Raw genomic sequence first — 17,859 nt, forward strand, 5'->3', positions numbered from 1 at the left:
CCTTTTGGTTGTGAATCTGTTGCCTGCGTCTATTTCACGCCTGCCAGGGCCGATGCGGCCATACCAACGTGGTGGCAGGCCGGTGCAGCGGACGCAGCGGGTGTTGGAATTTCGTTGATGCAGCGTTGGCGTTGTTCCTCGGGAAGTGTCCCGATCAGCGGGCAACGGGTCCGGAACACACAGCCGCTGGGCGGATTGGCAGGGGACGGCAGGTCGCCTCGAAGCCGGATCTTCACCTGTTCCCTGGCCGCCCGCGGATCCGGCAGGGGCACTGCAGACAGCAAAGCTTTGGTGTAGGGATGCAGGGGGTTTTCGAAGAGTTCGTCGCGGGGTCCCTGCTCCACGATCTTGCCCAGGTACATCACGGCAACCTGGTGGGAGATGTGCCGGACCACGGAGAGGTCGTGGGCGATGAAGATGTAGGAAACGCCGGTCTCGCGCTGGATCTGCTGCAGGAGGTTCACCACCTGCGCCTGCACGGAGACGTCCAGCGCAGACACCGGCTCGTCGCACACGATGACTGAAGGGTTCAGGGAAATCGCCCGGGCAATGCCCACACGCTGCCGTTGTCCGCCGGAGAATTCATGCGGGAAGCGGTTGTAGTGTTCCGGCTTCAGTCCCACCTGGTCCAGGAGTTCCTTGACCCGGTTCTTCAGGCCGCCCGGAGGGTTGATCTTTTGCGCCACCATGGGAGCGGCAATGGCCGTGCCCACGGTCTGCCGCGGATTCAGGGAGGCGAAAGGATCCTGGAAGATCATCTGGACCTTGCGCCGGAAGTTGTACAGCTCCCGGCCCCGCAGTTGGCTGATGTCAACGCCGTCGATCACAATCCGTCCACCCGTCGGATCCATAAGGCGGGCAACCATGCGGCCGGTGGTCGATTTACCGCAACCGGACTCACCCACGAGCCCCAAAGTCTGGCCGCGGGCGAGACTGAAAGACACGCCGTCGACCGCCTTGACCGAGCGTTTGGGGGCGCCCGGCAGCAGGCCGCCCTTCAGCGGGAAGTGCTTTTGCAGGTTCTCCACCTGGAGAATTGGTTCGTGTTCCATGGACGGTCCTAACGCGAATTCCGGATGGTGATGATCTGCGGGCCGCTCAAGTGGCAACGCTTGCCGTGGCCGTCGTCGATTGTCAGCTCCGGCCGCTGCCTGGCGCAGACGCCGTCGCCGACCAGTTCGGCGTACTGGCACCGTGCGCTGAAGATGCAGCCCTTGGGCAGGTCAAGGAGCGACGGCGGCTGGCCGGGTATCGGGTTCAGCTGGCCCGCGGCGCTGTTCAGCGTGGGCATGGAGTTGAGCAAGCCCAGGGTGTAGGGATGCCGGGTCTCGTAGAAAATGTCGTCCACCGGACCGGACTCGACGCATTGTCCGCCGTACATGACCAGCACGTTGTCGCAGACCTCGGCCACCACACCGAGGTCGTGGGTGATGAGGATGAGGGCCGAGTTGGTTTCCTCCTGGAGCCCGGACATCAGATCCAGTATCTGGGCCTGGACGGTCACGTCCAACGCTGTGGTGGGTTCGTCGGCGATCAGCAGCTCGGGCTCGCAGATCAGGGCCATCGCGATCATGGCACGCTGGCGCATGCCGCCGGAGAAGTGGTGCGGGTACTCGTCGAAGCGCTGCTCCGGGCTGGGGATGCCCACCCTTCCCAGCATGTCGACGGCGGCCGCCCGGGCCTGCTTCTTGCTCGCCTTGTTATGGACCAGATAGGCCTCGGCAATCTGGTGGCCCACGGTGTAGAAGGGGTGCAACGCCGAAAGTGGATCCTGGAAGATCATGCCGATGTTGCGGCCGCGGAGCTTTCGCATGGAGGACTCGGGCAGAGTGACCAGGTCCTTGCCCTGGAACATGGCCTGCCCTGTCACCTGGGCGGAGGTGCCCTTGAGCAAGCCCATCAAGGCCTGGCTGGTGACAGACTTCCCGGAACCGGATTCGCCCACGATGCCCAGGGTTTGGCCACGTTCAAGGGCGAAGTCCATGCCGTTCACTGCGGAGACAACGCCGTCATCCGTAGGGAACTTCACGGTGAGGTCGCGGACTTCAAGGAAAGCAACGGTTGCCGTCCCTCCGGCACTCGCGCTCGCGGTGTTGGTATGCAGCTGGGTCATTGGAGCCTCACTCGGGGATCGATGGCGGCGTAGGCGAGGTCCACGGCAACGTTGGCAACGATGACGAAGAACGCGGCCAGCATGGTGATGGCCATGGTGACTGGAAGGTCGCCGGAAATGGCCGCATGTACTGCGGTGAAGCCCAGGCCCGGAACGGAGAAGATCTGCTCGGTGAGGACCGCGCCGCCGAGCAGCAGGCCGATGTCCATTCCAAGCATGGTGACAACCGGGGTGATGCCTGCGCGTACACCGTGTTTGAAGGTGACGGTCCGGGGTGCAAGGCCCTTCGCGCGGGCGGTCCGGATGAAGTCCTCGCCGAACGTCTCGATCATGTTGGTTCGCGTGACCCGGATATAGGAGGCGCTGAACAGGACGGCCAGGGCGATCCACGGCAACAGGTAGTTGGCCACCCAGGCTCCCGGACCCTGCGGTCCAAAGGGGCTGCTGATCTCGTTCGTGGTGAACGGCAGGACGTGCAGCTGGTTGACGAACAGGAGCAGCAGGAACAGGCCGGTGACGGGGATCGGCAGCGAGACTCCCACCGAGGCAGCGCCCACGATGAACTTGTCCACGGGAGAACCTTTGCGGAGGGCGGCCAGCAGCCCCAGTCCGACGCCGGTGATGGTCCACAAGACCAGTGCGCCGATGGCCATGGAGAAGGTGTAAGGCAATGAGCGGCCGATGATGTCGGCAACGTTCTCGTTGGTTTGGAATGACTTGCCCAGGCACGGCCATTCACAGAGCGTCTGGGCTCCCGGGGCGCCGATCATGCGCGGGGAGAAGAAGCCTCGGACGTAGTCGACGTATTGGACAAGGAACGGCTGGTCCATGCCCAGGGCAACGCGGGCTTCAGCCACGCGTTCGGGAGTGCACTCCTGGCCGCAGGCTGCAGCGGCGGGATCGGACGGACCGAGCTGGAAAAGCGTGAAGGTAATAAAGCTGACGGCGGCAAGCAGCAGGACCAGCGATCCGGTCCGGCGAAGAATGAAAGTCATCATGGTGGTGGTTGCGGGCCGCCCGCCGGGGCAGGCGGCCCGCTTCTCCTTCTGGACTATGCCCGAATGGTTATCGAAGCCCGGTTATTGCTCGACGCCGACGATGGAGAGGTCGATGCCGCCGAAGAAGTAGCCCACCTGGGCGTTGCGGACATTCGAGCCGACCACGCTGTTGGTGTGGCTGCGGATGAGCGGGACGATCGGGTAGGTCTTCAGAGCCGAACCGAAGGCCTCGGACCACTTCTTGCCGAGTTCCTCGGAGCTGCCATCCGTGTTGCGCAGATCGAACATGGCCTTGGAAACAACGGGGTCGAAGTAACGGGAGGTGTTGGAGAAGCCGTAGCTGGTGCCGTCGTTGTTCGGTCCCAGCAGCGGGTCGGCGGAGGTACGGACAGATGCCGGGTCAGCGCCGCCGCACCAACCGGAACGGCCCATGTCCGGGAGCTGCTCGCTGGCAAGGACCGAGTAGTAGTTCGGGGCGGGGATCGGAACCAGTTCCACATCGATGCCCAGGGCCTTGAGGTTCTGCTGGACCACGGTGCCGGTGTTCTTGAAGGCGTCCCGGTTGTTGGCGTAGCCGTAGGTCAGGGTCTTGGGGTAGTCCTTGCCTTCCAGGAGCTTCTTGGCTTCCTCGAGCTTGGGCTTGCCGGTGGGATCCAGTTCCAGTTCGGTTTCCACGTAACCGCGCATCTTGGAGTTCAGTGGGCTCTGGGTGATCTCGCCGAAGCGGCGTCCGCCGTACTGGACCAGGATGGACTGGCGGTCCAGGGCCAAGGCGATGGCCTTGCGGACATCGGGGTCCTTGATCTTCTGGGTGTTCAGGCTCAGGACGTCGTTGCAGCCCAGCAGGCCCGACGCTACGCGGTCCTTGACCTTGGCGTCGGCCAGTTTGGCCGAGTCCGAGGTTTGGAGGGCGCCGTTGGAGTCGAGCGTGATGGCGTTGGGGTCCGAGTCGGCAAGCAACTGCTGGCTGATGGTGGCCTGGGACGTGGAGAGCGAGAAGCTGAAGGTGTCCGGGAGGGCGGAACGGTTGGGATCCGTAGCCGGATCCCAATGCGGGTTGCGGACCAGCTTGAGCGACTTGCCGCGGTTGTAGGACTCCACCATGTACGGTCCCGAGGATACGGGGTGGTTGGTGTAATCCAGCTTGGTGTCCTTGGCCTTGGGGACCGGAGCAGTGTTGGAGCGCGATGCCAGGGCAGGGAACTCCGCGAACGGCTTCTTCAGATGGAAGACCACGGTGCGCTCATCAGGCGTTTCAACTGCCTGAAGCACAGCGGCAGGATCCTTGTACGGCCCCTTGTACCCGCCGGCGTCGAGCGCTGCATTGAGCTCCTGCGGCGCCTGGGTGAAGACGTCCTGCGCAAAGGTGCGCTCCACACCGTACTTGATGTCTGCCGAGGTGATGGGCGTTCCGTCTTCGTACTTCACGCCTTCCTTGAGGGTGAACGTCCAGCTGAGGCCGTCGTCGGAGACTTTGCCGGTGTCCGTGGCGAGGTCCGGGACCACCGTTGGCGGCTGGCCCGCCGTTTCCTTGGCCATGGTCAGCGTGCGGTAGTAGAGCTGGCCGACGTTGGCAGTCTGGACGTAGTTGCTGTTGCCCGGATCCAGGGTCTGGAAGTCCGAGGACATCAGGACGTTGAGGTTGCCGCCTTTGCCGCTGAAGCCTGACTTGACCACGTTGGGGGCCAGTTCAGTGACCGACTCGGCGGGCTTGGAACTGCTGGGCTGGTTCTGGCCTGCGCCGCAGCCAGTGGCTGCCATGGCAATCAGGACGGAAAGAGCAAGGGCTCTTGCGGGGGTTTTCATGATGCTCCTTGGAGAGGGTGAAGGGCGGTGCGGGGGATGAGTGGCTGAATTCAACTACGTGAGGCTTTGGGGTCCAGGGCATCCCGGACGGCGTCGCCCAGGAGGTTGAAGGCCAGCACGGTGACGATGAGCATGATGCCCGGCACTGCCAGGAACCATGGGTCGCTGAGGTACCAGTTGCCGGACTGGGCAGCGTTGAGCATCTGGCCCCACGACGGTGTGGGGTCCTTGACGCCGACGCCCAGGAAGGACAGGGCTGCTTCGGCGGAGATATTGGTGGGGATCAGCATGGTGGCGTACACCAGGACAACACCCATGACGTTGGGGATGATCTGCCGGAACAGGACGCTGAGGTGTGAGGCGCCGAAGGACCGGGCGGCTTCGACGAATTCGCGCTCGCGGAGGCTCAGCACCTGGCCGCGGACAATGCGTGCAAGATAGGCCCAGCCGAAGAAGCCCAGGATGATCACCAGCGAAGCCATGGGCAGGAAGCTGCCTTCGCCCAGCGGGGTATCGCGGAGCCGTGACTGCAGGATGGGCGTCAGCGAGAGCACCAGGAGAAGGTGCGGGAACGCCAGGAAAAGGTCCATGATCCGGCTGATGATGGCATCCGTTTTGCCGCCGAAGTAGCCGGCCGCTGCGCCCAGAACCGTGCCGAGGACCACGGAAACCGCGGTGGACAGCAGCGCAATGGTCAGTGAGACCTGGCCGCCGTAGGCAAGCCGCGCGAAGAGGTCCCGGCCCAGACCGGGCTCCACACCCAACCAATGCTGGGCCGACGGGTACATGAAGCCCGGCAGCGGCAGCCCGGGTGTCTGGAAGTCGTCCAGAACTTCAGGGCTGGTGTTTGACGTGTAGGGATCGTTGCCTGACATGGCGCTGAGCACCGGGGCCAGGATGGCGAACAGCAGAATGGCCACCACAACGCACAGGCTAAGAAGTGCCACCTTGCTGCGCCGGATCCTCATCCATGCGGTAGCGAGCAGTGAGCGGGCTTCGGCAGGTGCCGCCGCTTTGCGTTCCGGCGTCGTTGCCGGAGGCAGCGGCGGGCTGCCGGTACTTGGTTCGACGGATTGTATCTGGGTCAACGGTTCTGCTCGTTTCGTGATCAGGAGCTGGCTCCGGAGTTCTTGTATACCAAAATAGACTAGAGCAGGATTCATGCGATGTAAATCACAAATAATGTACTGTTTGGAATACCAGAGAGTAATACGAGCTGTCCGTATGGGCAGAAAACAGGAGACGCCGTGCGCACCAAGGTCACCGCCCGCTACGTGTTGGGCCATCTCAACGGACACCACGTGCTGCTGGAAAACGGGTGCGTGGTCTACAGTGGCCACACCATCGATTACGTAGGCCATGACTTCACGGGTCCAGTGGACCAGGAACGGCACCTGGGGGATGCGCTGCTCATGCCCGGTTTGATCGACCTTGACGCCCTCACAGACATCGACCACCTCATCCTGGACAGCTGGGCCGGACCGGAGCAGGCCAAGGGACATCAATGGTCCGAGGACTACTTCCGCAACCGCCGGACCGATGTCTTCACGGCCGGAGAACGTCAGCAGATCCGCGAATACGCGCTGATCCAACTTGTCCTGCATGGCATCACCACCTACATGCCCATCGCCTCCGAAGTGCACTCCGAATGGGCCGAACCCCTCGAGGAACTGGTGGGCATGGCGGAGACCAGTCGGCGACTGGGCCTGCGCGGCTACCTCGGCCCGGCGTACCGCTCGGGCGTGAACGTCGTGTTGGAAAACGGCGAACGTTCAGTAATGTTCGACGACGACCGCGGCCGTGAGGGGCTGGCCAGCGCCTTGCGCTTCATTGACCATGCGACTGGACTTAACGATCCCTTGGTCAACGGCGTCCTGCTCCCGTGCCGCATTGAGACACTCGACCTTGAGTTGCTCAAAGCCACTGCAGCGGCCTCCAGCGAACGGGACGTGCTGGTACGTTTGCACTCCTTGCAGGGGCTCGTGGAGCGGGAGCTCATCCTGGACCGGCACGGGGTAACGCCCCTGGAACTCCTCGAGCAAGTGGGCCTGCTCAATGAGCGGCTCTTGATCCCGCACGCCACTTACACGGACAGGAATCCTGCGGTACATGGGGAGGACCGTGGCGACCTCGCACGGCTGGCAAACAGTGGCGCCAGCATCATCCACTGCCCGCTCACCTCCATGCGTTACGGCAGCACACTGGATTCCTTCAACGCGTACAAGGAGGCGGGCATCAATATCTCCCTGGGCACGGACTCGTTCCCGCCGGACCTCATCCGGGGCATCGATGCCGGCGTGCAGCTCGCCAAGATCCTCGCCGGAAGCAACGACGCCGGCGACGTCGCCGGATACTTCGATGCCGCAACCTTGGGCGGCGCCCACGCCTTGAGGCGCCCGGACCTCGGCCGGCTCAAGGCGGGCGCGCAGGCGGACCTGGTGGCCTTCTCCTTGGGAGACTTCCGCGACGGCGTCCACGAAGACCCGCTGAGGACCCTCCTTCTGAACGGCACGGCCCGCCAGGCAGTGCTGTCCGTCGTGGCTGGCCGGACCATCATGGTTGACGGGGCGATCGAAGGAATTGACCTGGAATATTGGCGGTCCAAGGGGCAGGAATTGTTCGACAAGATGCGCCGCGCCTACAGCGGCCGTGACATCGGGAACCGCCCGGCCGATGAGCTGTTTCCTCCCGTGTATGCTCGGTTGGAACGCTGACCGGCGCCGCCCGGCGGCGGCAGCGTACGCAGTGATGAAGGGAAGTTCCACAGTGGTTGAGGCGATGCCGGAAACCGGGAATGGCCGCGATGACGAGGCCCGCGCGGAGAACGTCTACCAATTGGTGCTGGAGGGCATTGTCACGGGCAAGTATGCCCAGGGCGGGCGGCTGCGTGAACGTGAGCTCTCGGAGATCTACAGCGTTTCCCGCATCCCGGTCCGGGAGGCCATCCAACGCCTGGAGCAGGACGGCTTCGTGGAGACCTTCCCGCGCCGTGGTGCAGTGGTCCGCCAACTGACGCTCACCGACGTCAATGAGCTCTTTGATATCCGCCTGTGCCTGGAAACCTTCGCCGCCAGGATGGCTGCCACCCGGGTGGCCGAGGGCAGCGACGGCGGCCGGCTGGAGGAACTCATGGAGGCCTCCAACGCGGCCATCGACGAGGGCAGGACAGAGGACGTTGCTGTGATCAGCGCCGAGCTTCACGCCGAGATCGTGCGCCTGTCAGGGAACCGGCTCCTCATCGAATCGGTGAAGCCGCTGTTCGGGCGGATGCGCTGGATTTTCGGGCTCACGCACAACCGCAGCAACGAGCTTCAGCGCGACGAACACACAGAACTCTGCAACGCGATCCTCAGGGGCAAGCCGGACCTGGCGTATTCACTGGCGTACTCGCATATCGAGCTGGGCCGCGAGCCCGTGCTTAGCGGGCTCGCGGAAACCCTGGAACCTTAGTCGTCGGCGTCCGGGTACTCGGCCTCGTCGTCGTACCGGCCTGATTCCTCCACTTCGACCTCAAGGATCTTGAGCAGCTCCGTGTCCGGGTTCAACATGATGGCGGCCTCGTCGCGGCGGTGCTGCAGCACAGTGTCCAGGTAGGACTGCACGGTTTCAGCCAAAGGCACGTACCTGTCCTGCTTCTGACTCATGTACCAGCGGTGCTCCAGGACCTCGTGCACAACTTCCGCCGGTTCCAGCTTTCCCGCCAAATGGCGTGGGATGGAGCGGACAATGGGCTCGAAGATCTGGCTGACCCAGATGTGCGCGCTGATTTCCTCATCCAGGTCCGGGTTGTTGTCGGCCCGGAACTGGTCCATGTCGTTCAGGAGCCTGCGGGCCTGGTTCTCCTGGGCGTCCAGGCCGGTCAGGCGCAGCAGCCGGCGCTGGTGGTGACCGGCGTCGACGACCTTTGGCTGGAGCTGGATGGTGGAGCCGTCCGCCGTGGTCTTGATGGCGTATTCCTCAACATCGAAGCCGAGCTCGTTGAGGCGGCGGATGCGTGCACCCACGCGCCACCGCTCGCCCAGTTCGAAGGACTCCTTCTCCGTGAGTTCAGTCCAGAGGCGCCGGTAGCTGCCCATGATCAGCTCACTGGTGGCTACAGGATCCACCTTCTCCTCGATCAGCCCACCGTCCAGCAGGTCCATGAGCTCACCGGCGATGTTCACGCGGGCGATCTCAAGGTCGTATTCGCGCTGGCCCATGGAGAGGTCGGGGTAAAGTTCGCCCGTTTCCGCATCCACCAGATACGCAGCAAAAGCGCCCGCATCACGGCGGAACAACGTGTTGGACAACGAAACGTCGCCCCAATAGAAACCGATCAGGTGCAGGCGGACCAGCAGCAGCGCCTGCGCATCAATCAGACGGGTGAGCGTGTCCTTGCGGAGCATCTGCGAGAAAAGGGCGCGGTACGGCATGGAGAACTTCAAATGCCGGGTTACCAGCACCGGGTTGAGCGGCCGGCCATCTGCCGTGGTGCGGCCGGTAATAACCGCCACGGGCTCCACACACGGAACATCCAGACGGGCCAACTTCCGGAGCATGTGGTACTCGTGCCGTGCAACGTGCTCGGAGGTTTCCTTGATGGCGATCACCGAACCGCCCAAATGCGCGAAACGGACAATGTGCCGGGAGATACCGCGGGGGAGCGCGGCCAGGTTCTCAGCCGGCCAATCCTCCAAAGCAATATGCCAGGGCAGGTCCAGCAGCTCGGGATCCGCCGTTGCTGCCGTGATATTCAGCGAACCGATGACGCTCGCCGGAGGAGCGGCGTCCTGCGCGCTGGCTGCTTCGGTCCGAGGGAGCTTGCCGATCTGCCCGTAGTCGGTGGGTTCGTCGTGCCACTGGGCTTCGTTTTGCTCGCTCATGCCTCAATTGTTCCGTATTCAGGGGAAGCGGACGCACCCGCGGCCGTGAAGGGGTTCAGCGGCGGGGCTGACCATTCGACGTCGGGGGCTTCCTGGAAGACGACCCCCTGCTTGGTGAGTCGCTCACCGAAGGCGCCCAACCGGCGTCGGAAGTCACCGGCGTTGCGCAATTCCTGGCCTGTCCAGGCGACTTCGGCCAGCGAGATGGCCCGTGGGTAGAGCAACCACTGTGCTTGTTGGTTGTTGCGGACGGTCTCGGTCCAGAGGGGGCCTTCGACGCCCAGGATCTGCTGGTCCGTCAAACCGCCCTGGGCCGGGTCCCAGTTGTAGTACTCGGCCCAGGTGAAGGGGCCGCCCTTGACCCATTCAAGGCCGATGGGGCTCTCCGCGGAGTATTTTTGGTCCAGGTAAGTGTTGGCCGCCGGGGACATGATCACTGTGGGAGCGGTGGCATCAGCCTGCCGGACGATCGGATCCAGGTCGCCGAACCAGTACTGGATTACGGACCCGTTCGGAAGCTCTGCCTCGGCGAACTCATTCCAGCCCACCACGGTCTTTCCGGTCAGTGACGCCAGCCGGGCAAATTCCTGCATCATCGTGATGTAATTCGCGTGTCCCGTGACCAAAGCTTCGTCGCCGCCGACGTGCAGGTAAGGGCCCGAAGTCATCGCGGCCAGTTGCCCCAGGACCTCCGCCACGAACTCATAGGTGGCCGGGAGCGAGGCGTCCAGCGTTGACCAGCCGACGTCCGCAGTGGTGCTCATGTCCTTGGCCACGCCGTCCGGGTTCAGCTGCGGAATGGCTGCGAGGGCGGCGTTGACGTGGCCGGGAAGGTCGATCTCCGGAATCACGACGACGTTCCTGGCGGCGGCATACGCCTGAAGATCCCGGAACTCCTGCTGGGTGTAGAAGCCGGAGTTGCCGCGGGGCGGAACTGCCGTGGCGACTTCCACCGCACCCTTCCCGCCCACTTCGGTCAGCTTGGCGTAGTCCAAGCCCGAAGGGTTCTCTTCCGGTTGGCGGATTTCGATCCGCCAGCCTTGGTCGTCGGTCAGATGCAGGTGGAGGGCATTGAACTTGAACTGCGTCATAACGTCGATCTGCTCCTTCACCTCCTTCACCGAGAGGAAGTTGCGGGCGACGTCCAGCATGAGGCCGCGGTAGGCAAAGCGCGGTGCGTCGAGAATCTCGACGGCGGGAACCACCCAGGTGCCGGCGTCGCCTTCTTCGGAGGCGCCGCCTTCCTCGATGGCCGCGGGGAAAAGCTGCCGGAGGGTCTGCACAGCGTTGAAGAGGCCTGCGGGGGCGGACGCCGTGAGCCGGACTCCATCCTCGGAGGCGGTCAGGGTGTAGGCCTCAGGGCCGCCGTCGAACGCGTCCACCAGATCCAGGGAGATATCCCCCGGGCGGTGTTCTTCCACCAGCGGCAGCGAAAAGCCCGTGGCGGTGCGGAGCAGCGCGGCCAACTGTTCGGCAATCTGCGCGGCGGTGTTGCCGGCCGCGATCCTGGCGCCGGGGGAGAGAGTGAAGGACGGACCGTCCTGGGGCGCAACGTGGGAAGGCCGGGGAATCAGGTTATCTGTGGTGTTCATGCCGTTCTTTCCGGGAAGAAGGTTAACGTGATAACGGCCCGACCGGGAGGGTCGGGCCGCCATCACAATGCGGAACGTACAGACGCGATTAGTCGCCCAGGCGCAGGCCCGTCTTGGTGTCGAACAGGTGCACGTGGCCGGACTGCGGACGAACGAAGATGGACTCGCCCTTCATCGGGGGGCGGCGGCCATCGACGCGTGCGACGATGTCGTGGCTCTTGCCATCAAGGGTGGTGTGGCCGTAGACGTAAGCGTCGGCGCCGAGTTCTTCCACCACGTCAACCTCAACCTGGAGGCCTTCGCCGTTGCCGACGGTCTCAAGGTCTTCCGGACGGGAACCGACGGTGACGGTCTGGCCGGTGGCTTCCTGGAGGACGTCGCGCGGCACGGGGTAAATCGTTCCGCCGAACTGGACGCCGCCGTCGACGACCGGCAGTTCCAGCAGGTTCATGGCCGGGGAGCCGATGAAGCCTGCAACGAAGACGTTCTTCGGGCGGTCGTACAGGTTGCGCGGAGTGTCAACCTGCTGGAGCAGGCCGTCCTTCAGGACTGCGACGCGGTCACCCATGGTCATGGCCTCGACCTGGTCGTGCGTCACGTACACCGTGGTGACGCCGAGGCGGCGGGTCAGGGATGCGATCTGAGTACGGGTCTGGACGCGAAGCTTGGCGTCAAGGTTGGAAAGCGGCTCATCCATGAGGAAGACCTGCGGGTTACGGACGATTGCGCGTCCCATGGCAACACGCTGGCGCTGACCACCGGAGAGAGCCTTCGGCTTGCGGTCAAGGTACTGCTCAAGGTCAAGGAGCTTGGCAGCTTCGCGAACACGCTCGGCGCGCTCTTCCTTGGAGACGCCGGCGATCTTCAGTGCGAAGCCCATGTTGTCCGCAACCGTCATGTGCGGGTACAGGGCGTAGTTCTGGAAGACCATTGCGATGTCGCGGTCCTTCGGGGGAACGTCCGTGACGTCGCGGTCACCGATCAGAATGCGGCCGGCGTTCACATCCTCAAGACCTGCTAGCATGCGCAGGGAGGTGGACTTACCGCAACCGGAGGGTCCCACGAGGACCAGGAATTCGCCATCGGCGATGTCGATGTTGAGCTTATCGACGGCGGGCTTATCTGTGCCCGGGTACAGACGCGTAGCGTTATCAAAAGTAACTGTAGCCACAGTTATCAATCCCTTCACCGGCAGGTACGTGCCGGACGATCCGTTGTGAATGGTTCATTTTCTTCAGTTGAACTCCCCGGCCTGAGGCCGGGGAGGATCGTGTAACGCCGCACGGTACTGTGCGTCACATCACAACCAAGAGTATGTCAGATTTTTTGACTAACTACCTAAATGTTACGAACATCACATGTTGCGCTCATCACGCATTATGCGGGCGAGGTGACCCGGCGCCGCTCCCGCAACAGGGCTTCCAGCAACTCCGCCACGTGGACGGGAGCCTCCACCCGGTACTGCGCCTGGGTGAAATCCAAACCCACCTTGATTCCCACGTCGTCACCCATGAGCCTGCCCAGGGCGTCCTCATCCGTGACGTCGTCCCCCGCAAAGAGGATGGCCGTGGCACCTGTCGCCTGGCGGAGGAACTCCACGGCTTCGCCCTTGGAAGCGTGGACCACGGAAGTTTCCAGCACCCGCTTGCCCGTCTTCAGATACACGCCTGGATGCTCGCTCAGGACCCGGGTGGCGGCCTCGACGGCGTCCTCCGCCACGTCGTCGTCGGCCATCCGGGTGTGAAGGACCACGCCGGCAGGCTTGTCTTCGAGCACCGTCCCGGGGGCGATGTTCACGATTTCGGCAAGAACCTCGCGCACGGCCGCCAGTTTCTTCCGCTGGTCCTCGTCCAGTTCCAGGCCCAAGGAACCTTCGCCCAGCCAAACTTCGGCGCCGTGGCTGCCGATCAGCAGCGTGTTGGCCGGGGGAGAGGCGACCAGCCGCAGACTGTCCAGGGCCCTGCCCGAGATGAGTGCCGTCGTCGTGCGTGGCAATTCGGCGAGTTCCGCCAGCGCCGCAGCCGAGCGCGGAAGGGGCCGCGCGTCCTCGGCGCGATCAACGATCGGTGAGAGTGTTCCGTCGAAGTCCAGTGCTACCAGCAGGTGCTCCGTGCCGGAAATGCGGCGGACCGCCTCCAGCAGTTCCGGCGACAGGGCCAGGTTCTCAGCTGTCATCTCGAACCACCTTTTCTTCCAATGCCGCCAGGAACGCTGCTGACCAGTAATCGACGTCGTGGTCCAGGATCTGCTTGCGCATGAGCTTCATGCGCCGGCGTGCTTCCTTGGGCGGCAGGTTGACGGCCCGCAAGATGGCGGACTTGAGACCGTCGATGTCATGCGGGTTGATAAGGAACGCCTGCTTGAGCTGATCTGCCGCACCGGCAAACTCACTCAGGACCAAGGCGCCGTCGTCATCGGAACGGGCAGTGACATACTCCTTGGCCACCAGGTTCATGCCGTCACGCAGCGCCGTCACCAACATGACATCGGCAGCCAGATACAGTGCCACCATTTCTTCCACCGGGTAGCTGTGGTGCAAATAGCGCACCGCGGTGTTCTGGATGGTGTCGTAGGTGCCGTTGATGTGGCCGACGGTGCCCTCGATTTCCTCCCGCAGAAGCCGGTACTGCTCCACGCGCTCACGGCTGGGACTTGCCACCTGGATGAGCGTGGCGTCCTCTACCTTGATGCTTCCCTCGCGCAGGAGTTCCTCGAAAGCCTTCAAGCGGTGGCCGATGCCTTTGGTGTAATCAAGGCGGTCCACACCCAGGAGGATCGTTTTGGGATCGCCCAGGTCCCGGCGGATCTGTTTTGCGCGTTCGATGATGTCCGGGTTGGCGGCCAGCTCGCGGATCTGGTCCACGTCGATGGAGATGGGGAAGGCCTGGGCCCTGGCGATGTGGGTGACCTCGCCGTCCGGTCCCTTGACATGGACCTGCTGCTGCTTGACGCTGGCGCCCAGGAAGCGGCGTGCCGAGCGCATGAAGTTGCCGGCATCGCTGGGGCGCTGGAAGCCAAGGAGGTCGGCGCCGAGCAAGCCGTCGATGATTTCCCGGCGCCACGGAAGCTGCGCGAAAATCTCAGGTGGCGGGAATGGAATGTGGTTGAAGAAGCCGATCTTCAGATCCGGGCGGGCCTCACGCAGCAGGCGCGGAACCAGCTGAAGCTGATAGTCCTGCACCCAAACCGTGGCACCGTCCGCGGCGTGGCGGATGACGGCGTCGGCAAACTTCTTGTTCACGGAGCGGTACGAATCCCACCACGTACGGTGGAACTCCGGGGGCGCGATGACATCGTGGTAGAGCGGCCAGATGGTGGCGTTGGAGAAGCCTTCGTAATACAGCTCAACCTCATGGCTGCTCAGCTGGACCGGGACCAGGTCCATGCCTTCGTGGCTGAACGGGCGCACAGTTTCATCCGGGGCGCCATGCCAACCTACCCACGCGCCGTCGGACTTGGTCATCATGGGCGCCAGGGCTGTGACCAAACCGCCGGGCGAGCGGCGCCAGCCGTCCTTCTCATCCCCGTCGTCGCTGATCCGGTCGACGGGCAACCTGTTGGAGACCACCATAAAATCGAACTTGGTCGCCGTGGGCTTCTTGACGGGAGAAGCCCGGACGCCTTCTTCGGTTGTGAGTTTCTCGCTTGCCAAATCCTGCATCAATGCTCCCTGGGGTTGCTGTGACTCAACTCCCAGCCTACTAGCGGAATCTTCCCCGGCGGTTGATCGTTCAACTAGCGGGCGGACGGGTGTGCGGTAGAGCTCCAAGTTGGCTCCCGTAAACTGTCCCCGTTGCCCTAGCTATTCACTACGACGTCGAGTAACCCGAGGAACTGATGAGCCCCGCAAACGAATCCCGCCTGTCAAAGGCTGAACGCACCGCCCAGGCACGGGAAAAAGCGCGAGCAATCCGCGAAGAACAGTTGAAGAAGGAGAAGCGCAACAAGCTTCTGGTCGGCTGGGGCATCGTGGTTGCCATCGTCGTGATCATTGCAATTATTGCGGCCGTAGTTATCGGCAACATCCAGAACAACGCACCGGTTGCCGATCAGGGGCCGACGCCGGCCAACGGCAACGTCCACGGCGGCGTCACGTTGCTGGCAGGCAGCGAAGTCGTGAAGTCCGAGCCAAGCTCCGTCAACGTCGCCGATGTCCCTTCCGCTCCCGCCACCAAGCCCGCCACGGTGACCGTGCCCGGCGGGGAGGCCGAGGCGGGCAAGCCCGTCAAGGTGATCGCGTACATCGACTTCATCTGCCCGGTCTGCAAGCGTTTCGAAACCACCTACGGTGACTCGCTGACCCAGTTGCGCAACGACGGCAAAATTTCCCTTGAGTACCGTCCTCTCGGGTTCCTGGACCTGCAGTCCACCACCAACTACTCCTCCCGTGCGGCCAACGCAGCAGCTTGCGTAGCGAACACGTCCCCGGAGAAGTACGCGGACTTCTTCAACCTCCTCTTCGAACGCCAGCCGGCCGAAGGCAGCGCGGGCATCTCGGACAAGGACTTGAAGGCCATGGCCACCGAGGTTGGCGCCGCCAACATTGACTCGTGCGTGGACAGCAAGCAGTACCGTCCGTGGGTGAAGTTTGCCACCCAGGAAGCTGCCGCCATCGGCATCACTGGAACGCCTACCATCTTCATCGACGGCAAGCAGTGGGACGGTTCCACCGACCTGAACGCCGAGATCCAGACCGCCATCACGGCAAAGGGCTAAGCCTCTACCTGAATTCCCGACGGCGGCCGGTCACCTCTTCGCTGAGGTGGCCGGCCGCTGTTGTTCAGGCAAATTTCGTTGACGGGGATGGTCTGGGCTAACCTTATCTAGCGCTCTTTTGCGCTTGGTTCCGGGTAGCCGGAGCGTGCCTCCTTAGCTCAGTTGGCCAGAGCACCGCTCTTGTAAAGCGGGGGTCGTCGGTTCGAATCCGACAGGGGGCTCCACGAACCCCTCCATTCCGGCTGTTTGCCTGGAATGGAGGGGTTTTCTTGTCTTGGAAGCAGGGCACTACACGCTTACTGCACGCTTTCAACAAGGCAGACGACGCCGGCGGTCTCCTTTGGATGGGACAGGTCATTAACGGAAGAATCCACCACGGCGGGTCAGGGAGCTGTGGGCTGCGTGGGTGAGCTCGGAACGTGACGCCAGGCAACGGTCCGTGCACTGCCGGAGGGCAGGCAGTGCTTGGGCGGCGTCCTCGAAGTAGTCTTCGCGGATCATCAATTCGATAGCCCGGCACTGGTGTTCAGTTTCCACGGCACCGACCATAGCGGAGCTGATCTTGAGGCTGAGCAGGGCTGTTGTGGTCTCTTTGGCGTCATGAACATCTACGGCGTGAACAATGCGCTCCACCCGCTGCGGGAGCATCGCCAGATACTTGTCCAGGAATCGCAAGGCAGGTTCCGGGCTGCCGAGTTCGTCGGCGAGGGACCGGAGCCTTCTCAGATCCAACTCGGCGGCGGGGTTACGCTGCCGCTTCATCGCTCTCACCGGCCGCCTGCCCCGCCAATGACTCTTTTGGGTCTTTGGTCCAGATGGAGGCGAGCATTCCGATGACCAGGATGGCGGGTGCGCCGTACATCAAGGTGTTCAGGACCATCGGTTCGCGGATTGCCCGGATCGCGTTGCCCACGTAGGGAATCGTGGCGACTTGCTTGTCTACGGTCTTGCCTTGGAGAGTGGCGATCCAGGGATCGATCCCGTTGTTGGCGTCGCCCTTCNTTGGTCCTCCACTGGGATGTGGTAGGTGATGATGTCGCCGACTTTGACGTCCTCGATTGGAGTAGGGACGGTGACGACGACGTCTCCGGGGTTGATCAGGGGCGCCATGGAACCGGTCAGCATGGTGGAGGTCTGGTAGCCCAGAACGCGCGGGCCGATCGCAAGGAACAGGAACACCAGAGCGCCAATAACCAGCAAGCCCACGGCGATGATCTTGGCCACGGTACCGGCCACGCGACGGAAGGCGCCCGGCCTAGGACCGGCTGCACTTGCTGTGGCCGTTGCGGGCTGCATCACTGCGGGGGCCTCGGTGGGCTGTGGTGGTTTAGCTGCAGAACGCCGGCCGTGGTCTGCGGGAGTGGTGATGGTGCTCAGTGCGCTCATGCCTGGCGTTCCTTTCAAGTATTTGTTGACTTCAGTCTGTCCATCCCGGCTCAAGGCAGCGTGTGGGAGAGCCTCAAGACTTGCTCAGGAAATGGCCGGGGGCCGGCCTGAAGGGCAAACAGGCCGGCCCCCGGGGCCTATCGGATCACCCCGGGGGGTGGTGTTATTTGGTGGTTTCGGTGCGTTGGGTTCCGGTGAACGCGAAGGCGATGGTTGAGGTGGCGCCTTGGAAGGTGTCGTTGGCGGTGGTGGGGAAGGCGGTGGTGACTTTGAGGTTGTCGGTTTTGGCGTTGGTGAGGGAGGTGAGGTTGTTCAGGGTTTTGTTCGCTGCGATGACGGGGCCGTTGGCCAGGACGGTGGTTTTGGTTCCGGCGCAGGTGTAGGGG

General features: G+C 63.3%; 15 protein-coding genes, 1 tRNA gene and 1 pseudogene. 4 read left to right on the plus strand and 13 right to left on the minus strand.

Annotated features, from left to right (window positions below; translation table 11 throughout):
- Nucleotides 1–29: 29 nt before the first annotated feature.
- The 5 genes from IEY62_RS21205 to IEY62_RS21225 form a co-directional block, all read right to left on the minus strand.
- Nucleotides 30–1,052 carry an ABC transporter ATP-binding protein gene (locus tag IEY62_RS21205; RefSeq protein ID WP_189021389.1) on the minus strand — a complete coding sequence of 341 codons (1,023 nt, stop codon included), beginning with the start codon at nucleotides 1,050–1,052 and terminating at the stop codon, nucleotides 30–32.
- Between the two features lie 8 nt (nucleotides 1,053–1,060).
- The gene (locus IEY62_RS21210; protein WP_189021390.1) at nucleotides 1,061–2,113 is read right to left on the minus strand and encodes an ABC transporter ATP-binding protein; all 1,053 of its coding nucleotides are present in this window, start codon (nucleotides 2,111–2,113) and stop codon (nucleotides 1,061–1,063) included.
- Complete coding sequence (locus tag IEY62_RS21215; protein ID WP_189021391.1) at nucleotides 2,110–3,111, minus strand: ABC transporter permease; 1,002 nt, start codon at nucleotides 3,109–3,111, stop codon at nucleotides 2,110–2,112. The genes IEY62_RS21210 and IEY62_RS21215 overlap by 4 nt, the downstream gene beginning before the upstream one ends.
- A gap of 81 nt (nucleotides 3,112–3,192) precedes the next feature.
- Nucleotides 3,193–4,917, minus strand: a complete 1,725-nt coding sequence (locus IEY62_RS21220; protein ID WP_189021392.1) for an ABC transporter substrate-binding protein — start codon at nucleotides 4,915–4,917, stop codon at nucleotides 3,193–3,195.
- A 50-nt stretch (nucleotides 4,918–4,967) separates the two neighbouring features.
- Nucleotides 4,968–6,005, minus strand: a complete 1,038-nt coding sequence (locus IEY62_RS21225) for an ABC transporter permease (RefSeq protein ID WP_229785513.1) — start codon at nucleotides 6,003–6,005, stop codon at nucleotides 4,968–4,970.
- Between the two features lie 159 nt (nucleotides 6,006–6,164).
- Here IEY62_RS21225 and IEY62_RS21230 point away from each other — a divergent pair, with 159 nt between their 5' ends.
- Nucleotides 6,165–7,631, plus strand: coding sequence for a chlorohydrolase family protein (locus tag IEY62_RS21230; protein ID WP_189021393.1), 1,467 nt, complete (start codon nucleotides 6,165–6,167; stop codon nucleotides 7,629–7,631).
- On the plus strand, nucleotides 7,612–8,367 hold the full coding sequence (locus IEY62_RS21235; protein WP_189021394.1) for a GntR family transcriptional regulator: 756 nt from the start codon (nucleotides 7,612–7,614) through the stop codon (nucleotides 8,365–8,367). Before IEY62_RS21230 ends, IEY62_RS21235 begins: the two co-directional genes overlap by 20 nt.
- Here the strand turns inward: IEY62_RS21235 and IEY62_RS21240 are convergent.
- From IEY62_RS21240 to IEY62_RS21260, 5 genes are all read right to left on the minus strand, one after another.
- Nucleotides 8,364–9,779, minus strand: a complete 1,416-nt coding sequence (locus IEY62_RS21240) for a DUF4032 domain-containing protein (protein WP_189021395.1) — start codon at nucleotides 9,777–9,779, stop codon at nucleotides 8,364–8,366. The genes IEY62_RS21235 and IEY62_RS21240 overlap by 4 nt on opposite strands.
- A complete protein-coding gene (locus IEY62_RS21245; protein ID WP_189021396.1) occupies nucleotides 9,776–11,371 on the minus strand; it encodes a beta-N-acetylhexosaminidase in 1,596 nt (531 codons plus the stop codon). The genes IEY62_RS21240 and IEY62_RS21245 overlap by 4 nt, the downstream gene beginning before the upstream one ends.
- Nucleotides 11,372–11,459: 88 nt before the next feature.
- On the minus strand, nucleotides 11,460–12,542 hold the full coding sequence (locus tag IEY62_RS21250) for an ABC transporter ATP-binding protein (protein ID WP_189021397.1): 1,083 nt from the start codon (nucleotides 12,540–12,542) through the stop codon (nucleotides 11,460–11,462).
- Between the two features lie 206 nt (nucleotides 12,543–12,748).
- Nucleotides 12,749–13,546 carry a trehalose-phosphatase gene (otsB, locus tag IEY62_RS21255; protein WP_189021398.1) on the minus strand — a complete coding sequence of 266 codons (798 nt, stop codon included), beginning with the start codon at nucleotides 13,544–13,546 and terminating at the stop codon, nucleotides 12,749–12,751.
- On the minus strand, nucleotides 13,536–15,032 hold the full coding sequence (locus IEY62_RS21260) for an alpha,alpha-trehalose-phosphate synthase (UDP-forming) (protein ID WP_189021399.1): 1,497 nt from the start codon (nucleotides 15,030–15,032) through the stop codon (nucleotides 13,536–13,538). Before IEY62_RS21260 ends, otsB begins: the two co-directional genes overlap by 11 nt.
- 176 nt (nucleotides 15,033–15,208) lie before the next feature.
- Between IEY62_RS21260 and IEY62_RS21265 the strand changes: the two genes are divergently transcribed.
- Together IEY62_RS21265 and IEY62_RS21270 are read left to right on the plus strand one after the other, a co-directional pair.
- Nucleotides 15,209–16,087, plus strand: a complete 879-nt coding sequence (locus tag IEY62_RS21265; protein ID WP_189021400.1) for a DsbA family protein — start codon at nucleotides 15,209–15,211, stop codon at nucleotides 16,085–16,087.
- A 147-nt stretch (nucleotides 16,088–16,234) separates the two neighbouring features.
- Nucleotides 16,235–16,311 (plus strand) — tRNA-Thr (locus IEY62_RS21270).
- A 133-nt stretch (nucleotides 16,312–16,444) separates the two neighbouring features.
- On the opposite strand, the gene IEY62_RS21275 is transcribed toward IEY62_RS21270, so the two are convergent.
- From IEY62_RS21275 to IEY62_RS21285, 3 genes and pseudogenes are all read right to left on the minus strand, one after another.
- Nucleotides 16,445–16,849, minus strand: coding sequence for an Hpt domain-containing protein (locus IEY62_RS21275; protein WP_189021401.1), 405 nt, complete (start codon nucleotides 16,847–16,849; stop codon nucleotides 16,445–16,447).
- Nucleotides 16,833–17,000, minus strand: coding sequence for a hypothetical protein (locus tag IEY62_RS21765; protein WP_229785516.1), 168 nt, complete (start codon nucleotides 16,998–17,000; stop codon nucleotides 16,833–16,835). The genes IEY62_RS21275 and IEY62_RS21765 overlap by 17 nt, the downstream gene beginning before the upstream one ends.
- 636 nt (nucleotides 17,001–17,636) lie before the next feature.
- Nucleotides 17,637–17,859, minus strand: a pseudogene (locus IEY62_RS21285) (TasA family protein); the annotation flags it as partial.

The organism is Paenarthrobacter histidinolovorans (assembly GCF_014647595.1).
Classification (GTDB): Bacteria; Actinomycetota; Actinomycetes; order Actinomycetales; family Micrococcaceae; genus Arthrobacter; species Arthrobacter histidinolovorans.

Bases quoted from the DNA above. Each gene is read 5' to 3' on its own strand.
- IEY62_RS21205 (WP_189021389.1), bottom strand. From the start codon at position 1,052: ATGGAACACGAACCAATTCTCCAGGTGGAGAACCTGCAAAAGCACTTC.
- IEY62_RS21265 (WP_189021400.1), top strand. From the start codon at position 15,209: ATGAGCCCCGCAAACGAATCCCGCCTGTCAAAGGCTGAACGCACCGCC.
- IEY62_RS21240 (WP_189021395.1), bottom strand. From the start codon at position 9,779: ATGAGCGAGCAAAACGAAGCCCAGTGGCACGACGAACCCACCGACTAC.
- IEY62_RS21235 (WP_189021394.1), top strand. From the start codon at position 7,612: ATGCTCGGTTGGAACGCTGACCGGCGCCGCCCGGCGGCGGCAGCGTAC.
- IEY62_RS21245 (WP_189021396.1), bottom strand. From the start codon at position 11,371: ATGAACACCACAGATAACCTGATTCCCCGGCCTTCCCACGTTGCGCCC.
- IEY62_RS21260 (WP_189021399.1), bottom strand. From the start codon at position 15,032: ATGCAGGATTTGGCAAGCGAGAAACTCACAACCGAAGAAGGCGTCCGG.
- IEY62_RS21210 (WP_189021390.1), bottom strand. From the start codon at position 2,113: ATGACCCAGCTGCATACCAACACCGCGAGCGCGAGTGCCGGAGGGACG.
- IEY62_RS21220 (WP_189021392.1), bottom strand. From the start codon at position 4,917: ATGAAAACCCCCGCAAGAGCCCTTGCTCTTTCCGTCCTGATTGCCATG.
- IEY62_RS21215 (WP_189021391.1), bottom strand. From the start codon at position 3,111: ATGATGACTTTCATTCTTCGCCGGACCGGATCGCTGGTCCTGCTGCTT.
- IEY62_RS21275 (WP_189021401.1), bottom strand. From the start codon at position 16,849: ATGAAGCGGCAGCGTAACCCCGCCGCCGAGTTGGATCTGAGAAGGCTC.
- otsB (WP_189021398.1), bottom strand. From the start codon at position 13,546: ATGACAGCTGAGAACCTGGCCCTGTCGCCGGAACTGCTGGAGGCGGTC.